The sequence below is a fragment of the Shewanella sp. S1-58-MNA-CIBAN-0166 genome, from assembly GCF_040310085.1.
In the GTDB taxonomy this organism is placed as follows: domain Bacteria; phylum Pseudomonadota; class Gammaproteobacteria; order Enterobacterales; family Shewanellaceae; genus Shewanella.
The window spans coordinates 19,269-36,856 of the sequence record NZ_JBEOPN010000044.1 but is presented as its reverse complement, the minus strand read 5'-3'; the positions used below and the strand labels follow the sequence as shown (position 1 = coordinate 36,856).

Genomic DNA, 17,588 nt, shown 5'->3' with positions numbered 1-17,588 from the left:
CGAAGTATGGTTACAACAATTTTGATGAAGCGAAGCTGGATGCGTTGAATTACATACTAAAGCACTACAATACAAAACGTGGTCATAGTTATAACAATTATATGACGCCAGCGGCTGCCGAAATGGCTGCATAAAACGCCCCCTGTTTGTGTACAGTTTTACTTGACCACATCAAGCTATTGTTTTGTAAATAGTGAAAATGTTGCGGGGCGGCTGGGAGTTCCAAGAGGGAATAGCCGTTAATTTCCTCTTGCTCTGGTGTGGGTGAAGCGCCACGACGTTAGTGGCCGCAGGCCATAAAGTACAAAAGTACAAAAGTACAAAAGTACAAAGCAAAAATAACACCTGGATTCCGGCTCAAAAGCATTGCCGGAATGACGCCGTATTTGGCCTGTGCAGGGTGGAACCTTGCGATCTTAAGCGTTAGTGGCCGCAGGCCATAAAAAGAACAAAGGTTGACCCTTTTGCCAACCCACAGCAAATCCAGCAACCTATAGCAAATCCTTCATTCTGTGATAAAACATTCCAGCTGCAAGCAATGGCGATCGCAACATGGGCCCGCCTGGGAAGGTCATGTGTTTAATGTCATTAAACACATCAATACGTTGTGATTGCTGGCTAATGGCTTCAGCAATTAATCTTGCTGCCATATGCGTAGCGTTTACCCCGTGTCCGGCATAGGCTTGAGCAAAGTAGATGTTGGCTGCGTCAGGTAAACGGCCTATTTGCGGCATGCGATTGGCGCCGATGCCCATCATTCCGCCCCATTCATAATCAATTTTGATGCCTTTTAATTGTGGAAACACTTTTTCAAGATTAGGTCTTAACTCGGCTTCAATGTCTTTTGGGTCTTTACCAGAATAAGTGCATAAACCACCAAACAATAAACGACGGTCTGCTGATAAATGGAAGTAGTCTAACGCCACGCGCATATCGGCAAATGCCATGTTTTGCGGGATGATACTGGCACATTGTTGCTCGGTTAATGGCTCAGTGGCTAATAAATAGGTGCCTGTTGGCAACACTTTTCCACCAAGGAAAGGGCTTAATTTGTTACCGATATAACCATTACCGGCCATGACTAGATAGTCACAAGTTACTTCGCCTTCAGCGGTAATGACTTTGGGTTTAGTGCCTTTAATGATTTTTTCTGCGGCGCTGTATTCAAATAATTGTGCGCCAAGTTCGCGGGCGACACGCGCTTCGCCTAGGGCTAAATTAAGTGGGTGCAAGTGTCCGCTGCCCATATCGACCAAGGCGCCTTGATAAAAGTCTGAACCGATAACTTCACCAATTTGTGAACGATCAAGCAGCTTGATTGTTTTTTGATAACCTTGGTCTTGCAGATCTTGGTATTCTGCCGCTAAATCATCCATGTGCCGTGGCTTTACGGCTAAATCACAATAACCCATGTGTAAGTCGCAATCGATTTTGTGCTCGGCAATGCGATCGGTGACAATATCAACGGCTTCAAAACCCATTTGTTGAATAGATTTTACACCTTCGTCACCAATTTCATTTCGAAATTGGCTAGCATCATGACCGATCCCACGGATAAGTTCACCACCATTTCGGCCAGATGCGCCCCAACCAATCCGTTTGGCTTCGAGCAATGCGACACTGTAGCCGCGTTGTCTGAGTTCAATTGCAGTATTGATCCCGCTAAATCCACCGCCGACAATACACACATCGACAGTAATGTTTTCGGTTAGCTTGGGGTGCTGATAAAGCTCTTTGGCGGTCGCGACATAAAAGGAGTCTGGGTAGTGTTGGCTATGAATCGGGGATTTATGCGACATAAATTCTCCAAGCTATTGATTATAGTTGTAATAATAACTTTTAAATGAATAGTTAGATGCAATCTAAGCCATCTGCGGTGTGCATTTTATTTAACACTTATTTGGTGTAAAATACAATTGCTTTGATTTAAGTAAGATATCATGCTTAATGAATACAGATTTTTGGTAAAGTGTTAATAATCTGCAACACTTTAGCAGCAGGATATTGGTCAACATTTACTAGGAGAACGAATTTGGATATTGGTACAAGCCTAAAAGCTGTTCGTAAATTGAAAGGGTTATCTCAGCGTGAGTTAGCCAAGCGTGCAGGGGTTACCAACAGTACAATTTCAATGATTGAGAAAAACAGTGTTAGCCCTTCGGTGAGTTCACTTAAAAAGGTTTTAGCCGGGATCCCGATGTCATTAGTGGATTTTTTCTCTATTGATGATGGCTCTATCGGTGACCAAAAAGTGGTTTATCGGGGTAATGAGTTGCTGGATATAGGTACGGGTGAATTAGTCTATAAGCTTATTGGCCGTGATTACCCAAACCGTGCGATGTCGCTAATGAGTGAAACATATCCTGTCAATGCTGATACAGGCGCTGAAATGCTGCAACATAAGGGTGAGGAAGGTGGCATCATTATAGAAGGTAAGCTTGAGCTTACTGTTGGCGAAGAGGTTTTTATCCTCGAAAAAGGCGACAGTTACTATTTTAATAGTGAACAACCTCATCGATTTCGTAACCCATTTGATGAACCTTGCAAGCTAACTAGCGCCACAACACCAGCTGATTTTTAATGATTTATTATTCAACTTTTTCTGCTTATATCTACTACATTTGTTCAAGGGAATAGCCCAAGATTATCAATTAATCTTGCTATTCCTACTTCTCAAAAAGCTAATTCCTAACTCACTTTTAGCCTTTGTCGTGTTACTTCCTAGCATGATATTATTGGCTTGTGTAAAGAATATTAAGCAACAAATTCCCTTTTTTCGTGCATTGTCCTCCCCATTTTGGCGCATTTCTTTATGATATTTCATCAAAGTTACTGGGAATATTTTTTTATGCATTACGGTTAATTTAAAGTTACTGTTATGTTTTTAAAGTGTTTTAATTTATTTTTGTTAAAAGTTGTTTTTATCATCAGTTATCCTCTTGCCTAGCTAAAAAAATCCGTGTAGTGTGTGAAAAAACGAACACGCAAAACATTAAGTTCGTCACATTCTTTGCTAAAGGTGAGATATGTCTCTGTCAGGTCTTCCCCTCATAGGGGTAGTAGCGTGCAACCAGCAAATTGGTCTTCATCCATTTAACATTGTGGGTGAGAAATACTTGTTAAGTGTAGTTAATGGCGCTAAAGGGTTCCCCTTAGTCATCCCATCACTGGGCGTAGATACGCCTATTGACGCTATTCTTGCTCGTCTCGACGGAATCCTTTTTACAGGTTCTCCATCGAATGTTGAACCTCATCATTACCAAGGTCCTGCTAGTGATGATGGAACCCATCATGATCCCAAGCGTGACGCATTAACCTTACCACTGATAAAAGCCGCTATTGATGCAGGGATCCCTGTATTAGGTATTTGTCGTGGTTTTCAAGAAATGAACGTTGTTTTTGGTGGCAGTTTGTATCAGAAGCTACATGAAGTTGGCACGTATATTGAACATCGTGAAGATAAGAAAGCCCCATTAGATGTGCAATATGGTATTTCGCATCCAGTTAATCTGGTTGCTGGCGGGCTTCTTCACGATGCATGGGGCTGTGACACCGCAGAGGTTAACTCTGTTCATACTCAAGGCGTTGAACGTCTTGGTGAGGGGTTACAGCCAGAAGCATTCGCTCCAGACGGTTTAGTAGAAGCATTTTCTGTTAAAAATGCTAAAAATTTTGCATTGGGAGTCCAATGGCATCCAGAATGGAAAGTAACCGAAAATGCATTCTATACTGCAATTTTCGAAGCATTCGGACAAGCCTGTAGACAACATGCGGCAACACAAGTGAGATAAAAATGGATAAGTTAATCGCTTTTTTAAAAGACAAAAAAATTACCGAAGTAGAATGTGTTATCAGTGATATGACTGGCATTGCACGAGGAAAAATTGCCCCAGTAGATAAGTTTGTATCAGAAAAAGGCATGCGTTTACCTGAGAGCGTGCTGTTGCAAACGGTCACCGGTGATTTCATTAACGAAGAAATTTATTATCAACTTCTCGATGATGCCGATATCGATTTTGTCTGTGTTCCAGACGAAAATGCAGTATTTATGTTGCCATGGACCGTTGAAGCCACGGCTCAGGTTATCCATGATTGTTATGATCGTATGGGTAATCCAATTGAATTGTCACCGCGTAACGTGTTGAAGAAAGTACTTAAGCTTTATGAAGATAAAGGTTGGGAACCGGTGATTGCTCCTGAAATGGAATTTTACCTCACCAAACGTTCTGATGATCATGATTTACCGCTTAAGCCACCTATTGGGCGCTCTGGCCGCCCAGAAGCAGGCCGTCAGTCTTTCTCTATCGATGCTGCTAACGAATACGATCCATTGTTTGAAGATATGTATGATTGGTGTGAAATCCAAGGGTTAGATATTGATACTTTGATTCATGAAGACGGTCCAGCACAAATGGAGATTAACTTCAGCCACGGTAATGCATTGTCATTAGCCGATCAGGTGTTCATTTTTAAGCGCACCTTAAAAGAAGCCGCATTAAAGCATGATGTGTGTGCCACCTTTATGGCTAAGCCTGTTACCGATGAACCTGGCAGCGCGATGCACATTCACCAGAGCGTACTGGACATTAAAACCGGTAAAAACATTTTCACTAAAGAAGATGGCACTCAAAGTAAATTATTCCTCAGCTATATTGCGGGTTTACAACAGTACATTCCTGAATTGTTACCGTTAATGGCGCCAAGTGCTAACTCGTTCCGCCGCTTCTTACCGGGCACTTCTGCTCCAGTAAACTTGGAATGGGGCGTGGAAAATCGTACTTGTGGTCTTCGTATTCCTGAATCATCGCCACAAAATCGTCGTATTGAAAACCGTATTCCGGGTGCTGATGCTAACTGTTATCTTGCGATTGCTGCCAGCTTATTATGTGGTTATATCGGTATGGTTGACGACTTAAAACCTTCTACACCAGTCACGGGCAAGTCGAACGAAAGCCGCACTAATAATGAAAATCGTTTACCTTTAACCTTAGAAGAAGCGTTAGTGGCGATGCAAACTAGTGAGGCTTGTATTGAGTATTTAGGTCAATCTTTTACCACTGGTTTTGTGGCGGTAAAACAAGCTGAACTTGAAAACTTTAGACGCGTTGTGAGTTCGTGGGAACGTGAGTTCTTATTACTAACAGTGTAATGATGGCTGAGCGTATTGGCTTACATTATTAATGTGTGTGGATAGCAGCAGATAGCAAATACCAACGGATTTGCTATCTGTTTGAAAGGATACAAGTATGACAAAACCATTATCGACAGATGCGATGATCCAACAGCAAAAGCTTGAACGTCTGCAAACAGCAGACAAACAGCATTTTATTCACCCATTTACCGATTCAAAGGGGTTAGCTGAAAAGGGCACTCGGGTGATCGAACGGGCTGATGGAGTATATCTGTGGGATGTAATGGGTCATAAACTGTTGGATGGCATGGCAGGTTTATGGTGTGTCAATGTGGGCTATGGTCGGCAGTCAATTGTGGATGCTGTCAGCAAACAAATGCAAAAGCTGCCCTTTTATAATAGTTTTTTCCAATGCTCTCATCCTCCAGCGATTGAATTAGCACAAAAAATTGCTTCTCTTGCCCCTGCGCACATGAACAATGTGTTTTTTACCGGGTCGGGTTCTGAGTCAAACGACACCAACTTACGTATGGTGCGACGTTACTGGGATTTAAAAGGCAAACCAAGCAAGAAAACTATTATCAGTCGGGTTAATGCTTACCATGGTTCTACTGTCGCGGGTGCCAGTTTAGGTGGTATGTCGGGCATGCATGAACAAGGCGATTTACCTATTCCTGGCGTGGTGCATATTGCGCAACCTTATTGGTATGCCGAAGGTAAAGATTTATCCCCAGAAGAATTTGGTTTGAAAACTGCGCAAGCACTTGAAGCCAAAATTATTGAGCTAGGCGAAGACAATGTTGCCGCTTTTATTGCCGAACCTTTTCAAGGCGCAGGTGGGGTGATTATTCCTCCATCAACGTATTGGCCTGAAATAAACCGCATTTTAGCCAAATACGATATTTTATTTATTCTTGATGAAGTGATCAGCGGTTTTGGCCGTACCGGAAAGTGGTTTGCCGCTGAGTATTTTGATTTGCAGCCAGACCTTATCACGATCGCCAAAGGCATGACGTCCGGTTATGTGCCAATGGGCGGGGTGATTTTGTCAGACAAAGTGGCCGAGGTTATTAAGCAAGACTGCGGCGAATTTACCCACGGTTTTACTTATTCTGGTCATCCGGTTGCCGCAGCAGCTGCATTAGAAAATATTCGTATTATTGAACAAGAAAAATTAGTTGAACGTGTGGCTAACGATACCTCGCCGTATTTACAGTCGTGCTTACAACAATTGGCCGAACATCCATTAGTGGGTGAGGTGCGTGGTGTTGGGTTAGTTGCAGCTATAGAGTTAGTCAAAGATAAATCGTTACGACAACGATTTGATGCCAACGTCGGCGTTGGAACATATTGCCGCGATGCGTGTATCACCCATGGTTTGGTGATGCGCTCCGTTGGCGACACCATGATTATTTCACCGCCATTAACCATTAGTCATAGTGAGATTGACGAGTTAGTCGCGAAAGCGACGCAAGCGTTAAATGATACTTATCAACAAGTAAAAACCATGGAGTGATGTCCCGTTACTGAATGATTATTGCAATATAGTGATTTTTTAACCAATTGCATTTACACGATCTAGTAATCGAAAGTGTTTTTGATAGAATCGCGCTGAAGGAAACAAGTAATGTCGCGTTAACCATACCGATGCATAGTTAAGTTGTAGCATTGGATAATTTCTTTCATTAGAAAGAAGATTTTACACGCTGGTAAGACCTAGCGAAAAAAACAAATGTCAGTACCATTCTGACCATTATCCAACAGGGAGAAAGTATGAAGCTATTAAACAAACTATCCACATTGGCCTTAATTACTGCGGGTGTGTTTTCAAGCACTGCTATTCAGGCTCAGGAAGTGGTTAAAATGTACAACTGGTCGGATTATATTGCCGAAGATACCTTAGCCAATTTTGAGAAAGAAACCGGTATTCATGTTATTTATGACGTGTTTGACAGTAATGAAGTACTTGAAGCGAAATTACTTTCTGGCCACAGCGGTTATGACATTGTTGTTCCGTCTAATCACTTTTTAGCTAAGCAAATTAAAGCGGGTGCATTTCAAAAGCTTGATCGCGCTAAGTTGACTAATTATGCCAACTTAAAGCCTGATTTAATGAAACAGCTACAAAAAGCTGATCCGGCCAATGAGCACGCAATTCCGTATTTATGGGGCACTAACGGTATTGGATATAATATCGAAAAAGTGAAAGCGGTATTAGGTGAAGATGCGCCATTTGATTCTTTAGAGCTTATCTTTAACCCTAAGTATGCTGAAAAAATTGGCTCATGTGGTTTCTCGATGCTTGATTCTGCCGACGACATGTTACCTCAAGCCCTGATTTACTTAGGCTTAGATCCAAACAGTAAAAATGCTGCTGATTATGAAAAAGCCGCCGCAGTGTTGGAAAAAGTACGTCCTTACGTCACTTACTTCCATTCATCGCGCTACATTTCAGACTTAGCTAACGGCGATATCTGTGTCGCGTTTGGTTTCTCTGGTGATGTATTCCAGGCTGCTGCACGTGCTGATGAAGCCGGTAACGGTAATAAGATTGGCTATTCTATTCCAAAAGAAGGCGCCAACTTATGGTTTGATATGTTAGCCATCCCACAAGATGCCACTAACGTAGATAACGCCCATAAACTGATTAACTATTTACTTCGCCCTGAAGTGATTGCACCTATCAGTAACTATGTTGCTTACGCTAACCCTAACGCTCCAGCACAAGCCTTAGTTGACGAAGCGATTCGTAATGACCCAGCCATTTACCCACCACAGTCGGTAATTGATAAGTTGTACATTGGCGATATTCGTCCATTAAAAATTCAACGTGTAGTTACACGTGCATGGACCAAAGTGAAGTCAGGTCAATAACCTAACCTCACTAGCACTCAGGGCGAGCCCTCTCGCCCTGTTTTTATAGCAGTATTGATGTATTTATTGGCTAATTTTGCCACTTTAACAGATTGTTACGTGTGCCCAGAAACAGGCTGTTCTGTTGCGGTACGCATACTCCAAAAGGCGGAGCAGTATTATGGTAAACACCTCGAGCGTCACTAATAAACCAACCACAAAGACGCAAGATAAAGTGCTGCTCAAAATTGAGCGTGTCAGCAAACTTTTCGATGATGTGCGTGCAGTAGACGACGTCTCGTTAACCATTAACCGTGGCGAAATATTTGCGCTTTTGGGTGGTTCAGGTTCGGGTAAATCAACCTTGTTACGCATGCTCGCGGGTTTTGAAAAGCCAACTGAGGGGCGTATTTTTCTTGATGGTGTCGACATTACTGATATGCCACCGTACGAACGCCCTATTAATATGATGTTCCAATCGTATGCTTTATTTCCGCACATGACGGTTGAACAAAATATTGCTTTTGGATTGAAGCAAGACAAGATGCCTAAGGCTGATATTGCTGTGCGGGTTAAAGAAATGCTTAAACTGGTGCACATGGACAAATACGGTAAACGTAAACCGCATCAGTTATCGGGTGGTCAACGTCAGCGTGTCGCCTTAGCTCGTTCATTAGCAAAGCGACCTAAATTATTATTACTTGATGAGCCAATGGGCGCATTAGATAAAAAGCTGCGTACTCAAATGCAGTTAGAAGTGGTCGATATTTTAGAAGCGGTAGGTGTTACCTGCGTGATGGTAACCCATGACCAAGAAGAAGCCATGACTATGGCCGGACGTATTTCGATTATGCATGAAGGTTGGATTGCCCAAACCGGCAGCCCAATGGACATTTACGAGTCGCCAGCTAGCCGTATGGTTGCTGAGTTTATTGGTACGGTTAACTTATTCGAAGGTGAAATCATTAAAGATGAAGTTGACCACGCAATTATTAAATCGCCAACTTTATCGCAACAGTTTTACATTGGTCACGGTATTTCAACCAGTCTAGAAAACAAAAATGTATTTTTAGCCCTACGACCAGAAAAAACCATTATTAGCCGTCAGAAGCCCGAAAGTGAATATAACTGGGCTCACGGCGTAGTACATGACATCGCCTATCTAGGTGGTTTGTCGGTGTATTACATTAAGTTGAAAAACAACCAAATCGTTCAATGCTCAATGATTAACCGTGAACGCCGCGCCGATCACCCAACGTGGGAAGATGAGGTTTATATCAGTTGGGAAGACACCAGCGGGGTTGTATTAAACTCATGAAGAATCCATTGAAAATATTCAAAGGCCGACATCTCACCATGGGGATTCCATACCTATGGTTGTTACTGTTTTTCGCCTTACCGTTCGCCATAGTATTAAAGCTGAGCTTTTCGACTGCTGCGATTGCCATTCCACCGTACGAGCCAACGTTTAATTATGTTGATGAGGCGCTAAATATATTCGTTAATCTGGGTAACTATTTATTGTTGCTGCAAGATTCAATGTATTACATGGCGTACTTAACCTCATTAAAAATGGCCTTTGTTGCCACACTTGGCTGTTTGGTGCTTGGTTTTCCGATGGCTTATGCTATTGCCCGCGCCCCAGTAAGAATGCAGGCGGTATTGCTGCTACTGGTGATGTTGCCGTCGTGGACCTCCTTTTTGATTCGGGTATACGCATGGATGGGTATTTTAAGTAACAACGGTTTAATCAATAACGCCCTGACTTGGTTAGGCATTATTTCTGAACCAATACAAATGTTGAATACTAATTTTGCAGTATACATTGGTATTATTTATGCCTACTTACCGTTTATGATTCTGCCGCTATACGCCACCCTAGTTAAATTAGATTTAAGCTTACTAGAAGCTGCTTCAGATTTAGGCTCTAGCAGTATCAATACTTTCTGGAAAATTACTCTGCCATTATCAATGGGCGGTGTAATCGCTGGCTCGATGTTGGTATTTATCCCTGCCGTGGGTGAGTTTGTTATTCCTGAGCTGCTGGGTGGTCCTGACTCATTAATGATTGGTAAGGTGTTGTGGCAAGAGTTCTTTAATAACCGCGACTGGCCGGTAGCTTCATCATTAGCGATTGTTATGCTAGCGTTATTGATTGTCCCAATTACTTTGTTCCACCGTTATCAGTCACGCAACATGGAGAGCGACGTATGAAGAAGTTAAGTTTCTCTAAAGTGATGTTGTGGGTGGGGTTAATCTTTTTATATGCGCCAATGCTGATTTTGGTCATCTATTCATTTAACGACTCAAAACTGGTTACCGTGTGGGGAGGATTTTCGCCTAAATGGTATGGCGAGCTATTTGAGGACCAGCAAATATTAAATGCAGTCTGGACCAGTTTACGCATTGCCTTTTATAGCTCCACCATGGCAGTGATTATTGGAACGATGGCAGCGTTTGTGATGACCCGTTTTAGACGCTCATGGGCTAAGTTAACCTTGTCTAACATGATCACCGCACCTTTGGTTATGCCTGAAGTTATCACTGGTTTGTCGTTGCTACTGTTATTTGTACAAATGTCAGAAACCTTTGGCTGGCCCACTGAGCGCGGCATGTTTACGGTATGGATTGCCCATTCTACTTTCTGTGCTGCTTATGTTGCGGTAGTGGTATCGTCAAGACTGCGTGAACTGGATTTGTCGATAGAAGAAGCGGCGATGGACTTAGGTGCAACGCGATTAAAAACCTTCTTTTTAATCACCATACCAATGATAGCGCCATCACTTATTGCCGGTTGGTTGTTATCATTTAGCTTGTCATTAGATGACTTAGTGATTGCCAGCTTTACCTCTGGTCCTGGTTCTACAACCTTGCCTATGGTGGTTTTTTCGTCAGTACGCTTAGGGGTTTCACCTAAGATTAACGCGCTGGCGACGATTATTATTTTAGCGGTATCTTTAGTGGCTTTCTTATCTTGGTATTTTGCACGCCGAGCAGAGAAAAAAGCTAAAATTGCGATGGAATAACAATACTCAATAACACAATGTAAAAGCCACGCTGATGTCAGTGTGGCTTTTTATTTTCGATAATCTATTTGCTATATTCTACTGACACAGGTGTTTAATATATTCAACAAAGTGTCAAAAATTACGCGATTAATGCTAGTTTTTAAATTTGCATAAGTGTAGGATGAGTGAGTTGAATTACGTTTTGAACCTATAAAGGAAGTGCTATGTCCGCCACACCTCATGCTAGTTCATATTATGCTGCATCGGCTAATGATAAAGTCGAACGTCCTCGCTTAGAATCTACAATTGAAACAGATGTTTGTGTTATTGGCGCGGGCTATACTGGTTTGTCTTCTGCGTTACATTTATTAGAAAGCGGCATGAAAGTTGTGGTGCTTGAAGCGGCAAGAATTGGCTGGGGAGCATCAGGTCGAAACGGCGGTCAAATTGTCAATTCTTTTAGTCGTGACATTGATTCTATCGAAGGCGTTGTCGGCAAAGAACAAGCTAAACTATTTGGTCAAATGGCGTTCGAAGGTGGTCAGATTATTCGTGACCGTATTGCCAAATACAACATTGATTGCGACTTAAAAGATGGTGGTGTTTTTGCCGCCATGAACGCCAAGCAAATGGGCCATTTACAGAGTCAAAAATCATTATGGGAAGCTCATGGTCATAACAATCAATTAGAGTTACTCGACCAGGATGGCATTCGCAAAGTGGTTAATACCGATTTATATGTCGGTGGTTTACTCGATAAAAGCGGTGGCCATATTCATCCTCTAAACCTTGCATTAGGTGAAGCCCGTGCGGTGGAATCCCTTGGTGGATTGATTTTCGAAGATTCAGCTGTCATTAAAGTGGACGATGGCGCATCACCGGTTGTGCACACAGCACAAGGCCAAGTTAACTGTAAATTTGTAGTGGTAGCTGGTAATGCTTATTTAGGTAAATTATTGCCAGAGCTACAAGCTAAATCCATGCCTTGTGGTACTCAAGTGATTACCACTGAACCATTGTCAGATGAAATAGCTGCGAGTTTACTACCGCAAGACTATTGCGTTGAAGACTGTAACTACTTATTAGATTATTACCGTCTTACTGGCGATAAACGCCTTATTTTTGGTGGTGGCGTGGTTTATGGTGCTCGCGATCCGGCCAACGTTGAAGCCTTGATTATGCCTAAACTATTAAAGACCTTTCCGCAGTTAAAAGGGATTAAAGTTGACTATGCTTGGACGGGTAACTTTTTAATGACGTTATCGCGCCTGCCACAAGTTGGCCGTATTGGCGATAATATTTATTACTCACAAGGCTGTAGTGGTCATGGGGTTACCTATACTCATTTAGCCGGTAAGTTAATTGCCGAAATGCTTAATGGTCAAGCCACACGTTTTGATGCCTTTGCCGCATTGCCGCATTATCCATTCCCTGGCGGGCATGCACTTAGAGTGCCGTTTAGTGCCTTAGGTGCGTGGTATTACACGTTACGTGACAAGTTTGGCATATAACCATCAGTTGATTACCAGCTGGCTGTTAATGATTAACTGAGTTTTATTAGAATTTAGTAGGAGCGCATTGTGATTTTAAATGATCCAAGCTTATTGCATGAACAATGTTATATCGATGGCCTATGGGTGGGTGCTAACAGCGGCGAAACGGTTGCTATAGCTAACCCTGCTACCCAAGAAATCATCGGTAATGTGCCTGTTATGGGCAAAGCAGAAACCGAAGCAGCCATTACAGCAGCCAATAATGCCTTACCTGCATGGCGCGCGCTGACTGCAAAAGAGCGTAGCCAGAAGTTACGCCGTTGGTTTGAGTTAATGCATGAAAATGCTGAAGACCTAGCGTTGATGATGACGACCGAGCAAGGTAAACCGCTGGCAGAATCAAGAGGTGAAGTAACCTATGCTGCCTCGTTTATCGAATGGTTTGCCGAAGAAGCTAAGCGTATCTATGGTGATACCATTCCAGGTCATCAAGCAGATAAAAGACTGACTGTTATTAAGCAACCTGTTGGCGTGACTGCGGCGATTACCCCGTGGAATTTCCCTGCTGCGATGATCACCCGTAAAGCCGGGCCTGCACTAGCAGCCGGTTGTACTATGGTCGTTAAGCCTGCGCCGCAAACTCCATTTACCGCATTAGCATTAGCTGAGCTTGCACATCGTGCGGGCATTCCTGCTGGTGTGTTTAGTGTTATTACTGGTGATGCGATTGCGATTGGTAATGCTTTATGTGAAAGCCCTATTGTGCGTAAATTATCTTTTACTGGTTCAACTGCGGTAGGAATTAAGTTAATGGAGCAATGTGCTCCAACACTTAAAAAACTGTCATTGGAGCTAGGTGGTAATGCACCGTTTATCGTTTTTAATGATGCCGATATTGATGCCGCCGTTGATGGCGCAATGATTGCTAAATACCGTAATGCCGGTCAAACCTGTGTGTGTGCCAACCGTATTTATGTCCAAGCAGGGGTGTATGAGCAATTCACCCAAAAGTTTGCTGCCGCAGTGGCTAAATTAAGCGTCGGTAATGGCGTGGATACAGGGGTGAATATCGGCCCGTTAATCAATGCTGATGCAGTGACTAAAGTACAGCGTCATTTAGCCGATGCGGTTGCTAAAGGCGCAAGTATCGTCACTGGCGGTAAAACACATAGCTTAGGTGGCTTTTTCTTTGAACCTACTATTTTACGTGACGTTGATAAATCGATGTTAGTTGCCAAAGAAGAGACTTTTGGCCCATTAGCACCGCTATTCAAATTCGACTCAGTAGATGATGTGATTAAACAAGCTAATGACACTGAATTTGGCTTAGCCGCTTACTTTTATGGCCGTGATATTTCGCTGGTTTACAAAGTAGCAGAAGCACTTGAATACGGTATGGTGGGCGTTAACACCGGATTAATCTCGACCGAAGTCGCGCCATTTGGTGGCATTAAATCGTCTGGATTAGGCCGCGAAGGCTCAAAATTTGGTATCGAAGAATACCTTGAAATGAAATATATCTGCATGTCAGTTTAAGAGAGCGGGCTATGACTAAAACAAATGATGGATTAATGGCTCGTCGCCAAGCGGCAGTGGCTCAAGGTGTAGGACAAATTCACCCAATTTTTACTGAACGTGCTGAAAACGCCACAGTATGGGATGTTGAAGGTCGTGAATATATCGACTTTGCCGGTGGTATTGCGGTACTCAATACTGGTCATTTACACCCTAAAGTTAAAGCGGCAGTGGCAGCGCAGTTAGATGCATTTTCTCATACATGTTTTATGGTGTTGGGTTACGAAAGTTACATTGCGGTATGTGAAAAACTTAACCATTTGGTACCGGGTGATTTTGCTAAAAAAACCGCCTTATTTACCAGTGGTTCTGAGGCGGTAGAAAACGCAGTAAAAGTAGCCCGTGCTTATACCAAGCGTGCTGGGGTTATCGCATTTACCTCTGGCTATCATGGTCGAACCATCGCTGCGTTAGCATTAACTGGCAAAGTAGCACCCTACAGTAAAGGCATGGGCTTAATGTCTGCCAACGTGTTCCGAGCTGAATTTCCGTGTGAAATGCATGGCGTGTCTGAAGATGATGCTATGGCATCAATTGAGCGTATTTTTAAGAATGATGCTGAGCCTGCCGATATTGCCGCAATTATTTTAGAGCCGGTACAAGGTGAGGGTGGCTTTTACGCGGTTACGCCATCATTTATGAAGCGCTTACGTGAATTGTGCGACAACCATGGCATTGTATTAATTGCCGATGAAGTACAAACCGGCGCAGGTCGTACTGGTACTTTTTTTGCGATGGAGCAAATGGGTGTAGCCGCAGACATTACTACCTTTGCCAAGTCTATAGCGGGTGGTTTCCCACTATCAGGTATTACCGGTAAAGCAGAAGTCATGGATGCTGTTACCGCTGGTGGCTTAGGTGGTACTTATGGTGGTAGCCCGATTGCCTGCGCTGCTGCGTTAGCGGTTATTGAAGTGTTTGAAGAAGAACAATTATTGGCCCGAGCTAATGAAGTTGGTCATCGGCTTAAGTCGGCACTCACTGATATGCAAGCTAAGTATCCGCAAATTGCTGATGTGCGTGGATTGGGTGCAATGATCGCCATTGAGTTAATGGAAGATGGTGAACCTGCTCCGCAGTACAGTGGTAAGATTTTAACTGAAGCACGTAACCGCGGACTGATTTTATTGTCTTGTGGTACTTACGGCAACGTTATCCGAGTGCTGGTACCATTAACTGCGCCAGATGCACAAATTGATACTGGTCTTGCGATTATGGACTCTACATTTCAGACCGTGTTTAAATAGCGGCTTTTATCAGAATAATCAATAGAATCCCGTTTTTACGGGATTTTTTATATCTCATACTTACTTAATTTTTAAAGCTGACTACACTTTATTATATCTGAAAATTAATACTAAAGCGGGAGCTCAATTGAATGAAGGCATTATCCATTAAGTCAAAGTTGTTATGGATCACCTCGGCGTTATTTGTTGCCACAGTCATTACACTCTCTTTAAGTTTATGGCTAGGGTTAAAAGACAAGAATACCAGTTTGGCCGCAGAGGTTGAGGTTGCGTTACAACAAGAGATTAATGACAAACTCTCAGCAAGAGCGGGTGAGTATGGTGAGCGTATTGCCGGATTTATCAATGAAGCTTATCGGGTTCCCTTTTCGTTTGCAGGCTTACTGGAACAAACCTCAAAAAAAGATCCTTTAAGTCGTGAGCGGGTTGAGTTATCGCTTGCGGCAATATTGCAGAAAAATAACATCATATCATCGATGTATGCGCAATTTGAACCTAATGGCTATGATGGTCTCGATGACAGTTATCTTCAAGGTGACAGCCACAGTGTACCGAATGCGGGCACATTAGAAATTTACTACACCCGCAATGATGACGGCACAGTAGAGCAGAATCAAGTTGATGAAGCGGCTGAAAAATACGTTACCACGTTAAATGAGTTTGGCGTTCGCGAAGCTGAGTGGTATTTGTGTGCCAAAGACAGTAAAAAGCCGTGCTTAATGGAACCATATTTGTACGAAATCACTCCAGGCAATACTGCACTCATGACCTCGTTAACCGTGCCCGTTATAGTGGATAACCAATTTAAAGGTCTCGTTGGCGTTGATATTAACTTGCCGATATTTCAAACCATGATTATGCAATTATCTAAAAGTTTGTATGGTGGACAAGCTAAGGTGACCTTGGTAAGCCAGAAAGGGTTTGTGGTGGCTGCTAGCCATTATAAAAAATTTGCACGACCTTTTAGTGAATCTGTCGGGCCAGAATTAGCTAAAAAGCTGTTGGCATTAAATAGTTCATCGGGGTTCGTAAATGAACCAACCACCATTGCCGTGGCATATCCTATTAATATCCCTATTGCGAATGCAACTTGGTCATTGATTATTGAAGTGCCGAAAACCCAAGCGTTTATGGCGGTAGATCATATGAATACCGCCATGAATGACATGGCGATGTCTCTGGGCAGCTTGCTATTAACCATCGGTATTATTGTCACAGTTATTGCGGTGCTTATTATCAGTTTGGTTATTCGCAGCATTATTGCGCCGCTTAATATGATCCAAGCTCGCGTCGAAAACCTTGCCAGCGCCGAAGGCGACTTAACTCAAGCGATAGAAGTCGATGCCCATGCGGAGTTAATTGCATTAGGCAGTGGTATTAATGCCTTCATTGCTAAATTGCGCCATCTCATTTCCGAACTCAAAATTCTTGCCGACCGTTCGCAACAAGAAAGCATAAAATCGGCAGACATTGCTAAGCACACACGCGAAAGTGTTAATCGCCAATATGGTGAAATTGAAAGTGTGGTAACAGCGGTTAATCAAATGAGCGCCACCGCGCTTGAAGTGGCTAAAGCTTCTGAGCAAACCGCAATGGAAACCGAATCTATGACGGTTAATGTGAAAGACGGTCAGTCGCGGTTAACTCAAGCAATGGTATTTGTTGAGGGAGTCTCGGGTGATTCAGCACAAGCTCAGCAAGCGGTAGGTATGGTGTCGCAAAGCAGCGCCAATATTAGCCGTATTTTAGAGGTGATCAGTTCCATTGCAGAGCAGACTAACCTATTAGCGTTAAATGCGGCTATTGAGGCTGCCAGAGCGGGGGAACAAGGTCGAGGCTTTGCTGTTGTTGCCGATGAAGTCAGAACCCTTGCGTCTCGAACTCAAACGTCGACTAATGAAATTAGTACCTTAATTGAGTCGTTACAAAAAGAAGTTAAAAATGCCTCGAGCATTATTGATAAAGGTGCCCAAGGCGCACAAAAAGCGGTTGAGCAAACTCAGCTAGCATTACAATCGCTGAATGCCATCGTTGAACAAATTAACCAAGTGTCAGGTCAAGTGACCCACATCGCTACCGCAGCTGAAGAGCAGAGTGCGGTAACCGAAGAGGTCAATCGTAACATTACTGGCATTTCAGACTCGGCTGCTGAGTTATCTCAGCTGGCTGACAGTGCTCAGCAGAGCAGTGACAGCCTAGCTGATTTAGTTCAGCAGCAGCATCAGCAATTGGGACGATTACGAACTTAACCCTGCTTTAACCTAGCGCGAACAGTATGAAA

At 43.1% G+C, this 17,588-nt stretch carries 13 protein-coding genes; 12 read left to right on the top strand and 1 reads right to left on the bottom strand.

The annotated features are described in order from the left end of the window. Positions 1-491: 491 nt before the first annotated feature. Complete coding sequence (locus tag AAEY99_RS19730; RefSeq protein ID WP_182744197.1) at positions 492-1,799, bottom strand: NAD(P)/FAD-dependent oxidoreductase; 1,308 nt, start codon at positions 1,797-1,799, stop codon at positions 492-494. Between the two features lie 233 nt (positions 1,800-2,032). Here AAEY99_RS19730 and AAEY99_RS19725 point away from each other — a divergent pair, with 233 nt between their 5' ends. From AAEY99_RS19725 to AAEY99_RS19670, 12 genes are all read left to right on the top strand, one after another. Beyond that, positions 2,033-2,581, top strand: coding sequence for a cupin domain-containing protein (locus tag AAEY99_RS19725; protein WP_101088804.1), 549 nt, complete (start codon positions 2,033-2,035; stop codon positions 2,579-2,581). Between the two features lie 445 nt (positions 2,582-3,026). Further along, complete coding sequence (locus AAEY99_RS19720) at positions 3,027-3,791, top strand: gamma-glutamyl-gamma-aminobutyrate hydrolase family protein (RefSeq protein WP_101088805.1); 765 nt, start codon at positions 3,027-3,029, stop codon at positions 3,789-3,791. Positions 3,792-3,793: 2 nt separating this feature from the next. Then, positions 3,794-5,149 (top strand): glutamine synthetase family protein, encoded by a 1,356-nt coding sequence (locus AAEY99_RS19715; RefSeq protein ID WP_182744198.1) that lies wholly within the window; start codon positions 3,794-3,796, stop codon positions 5,147-5,149. 97 nt (positions 5,150-5,246) lie between these two features. Beyond that, the gene (locus AAEY99_RS19710) at positions 5,247-6,647 is read left to right on the top strand and encodes an aspartate aminotransferase family protein (RefSeq protein ID WP_351011679.1); all 1,401 of its coding nucleotides are present in this window, start codon (positions 5,247-5,249) and stop codon (positions 6,645-6,647) included. Between the two features lie 257 nt (positions 6,648-6,904). Continuing rightward, the gene (locus tag AAEY99_RS19705; RefSeq protein WP_101088807.1) at positions 6,905-8,005 is read left to right on the top strand and encodes a polyamine ABC transporter substrate-binding protein; all 1,101 of its coding nucleotides are present in this window, start codon (positions 6,905-6,907) and stop codon (positions 8,003-8,005) included. A gap of 160 nt (positions 8,006-8,165) precedes the next feature. Continuing rightward, the gene (gene potA, locus AAEY99_RS19700; protein WP_101088808.1) at positions 8,166-9,302 is read left to right on the top strand and encodes a polyamine ABC transporter ATP-binding protein; all 1,137 of its coding nucleotides are present in this window, start codon (positions 8,166-8,168) and stop codon (positions 9,300-9,302) included. After that, positions 9,299-10,198 (top strand): ABC transporter permease subunit, encoded by a 900-nt coding sequence (locus AAEY99_RS19695; RefSeq protein ID WP_101088809.1) that lies wholly within the window; start codon positions 9,299-9,301, stop codon positions 10,196-10,198. The genes potA and AAEY99_RS19695 overlap by 4 nt, the downstream gene beginning before the upstream one ends. After that, positions 10,195-11,010 carry an ABC transporter permease subunit gene (locus AAEY99_RS19690; RefSeq protein WP_101088810.1) on the top strand — a complete coding sequence of 272 codons (816 nt, stop codon included), beginning with the start codon at positions 10,195-10,197 and terminating at the stop codon, positions 11,008-11,010. Before AAEY99_RS19695 ends, AAEY99_RS19690 begins: the two co-directional genes overlap by 4 nt. Positions 11,011-11,216: 206 nt before the next feature. Beyond that, a complete protein-coding gene (locus tag AAEY99_RS19685; protein ID WP_350999589.1) occupies positions 11,217-12,503 on the top strand; it encodes an NAD(P)/FAD-dependent oxidoreductase in 1,287 nt (428 codons plus the stop codon). Positions 12,504-12,572: 69 nt separating this feature from the next. Further along, complete coding sequence (gabD, locus tag AAEY99_RS19680) at positions 12,573-14,021, top strand: NADP-dependent succinate-semialdehyde dehydrogenase (protein WP_335692385.1); 1,449 nt, start codon at positions 12,573-12,575, stop codon at positions 14,019-14,021. 11 nt (positions 14,022-14,032) lie between these two features. After that, positions 14,033-15,307 (top strand): 4-aminobutyrate--2-oxoglutarate transaminase, encoded by a 1,275-nt coding sequence (gabT, locus tag AAEY99_RS19675; protein ID WP_101088813.1) that lies wholly within the window; start codon positions 14,033-14,035, stop codon positions 15,305-15,307. Between the two features lie 131 nt (positions 15,308-15,438). Next, positions 15,439-17,556, top strand: coding sequence for a methyl-accepting chemotaxis protein (locus AAEY99_RS19670; protein ID WP_351011676.1), 2,118 nt, complete (start codon positions 15,439-15,441; stop codon positions 17,554-17,556). Positions 17,557-17,588: the final 32 nt, after the last annotated feature.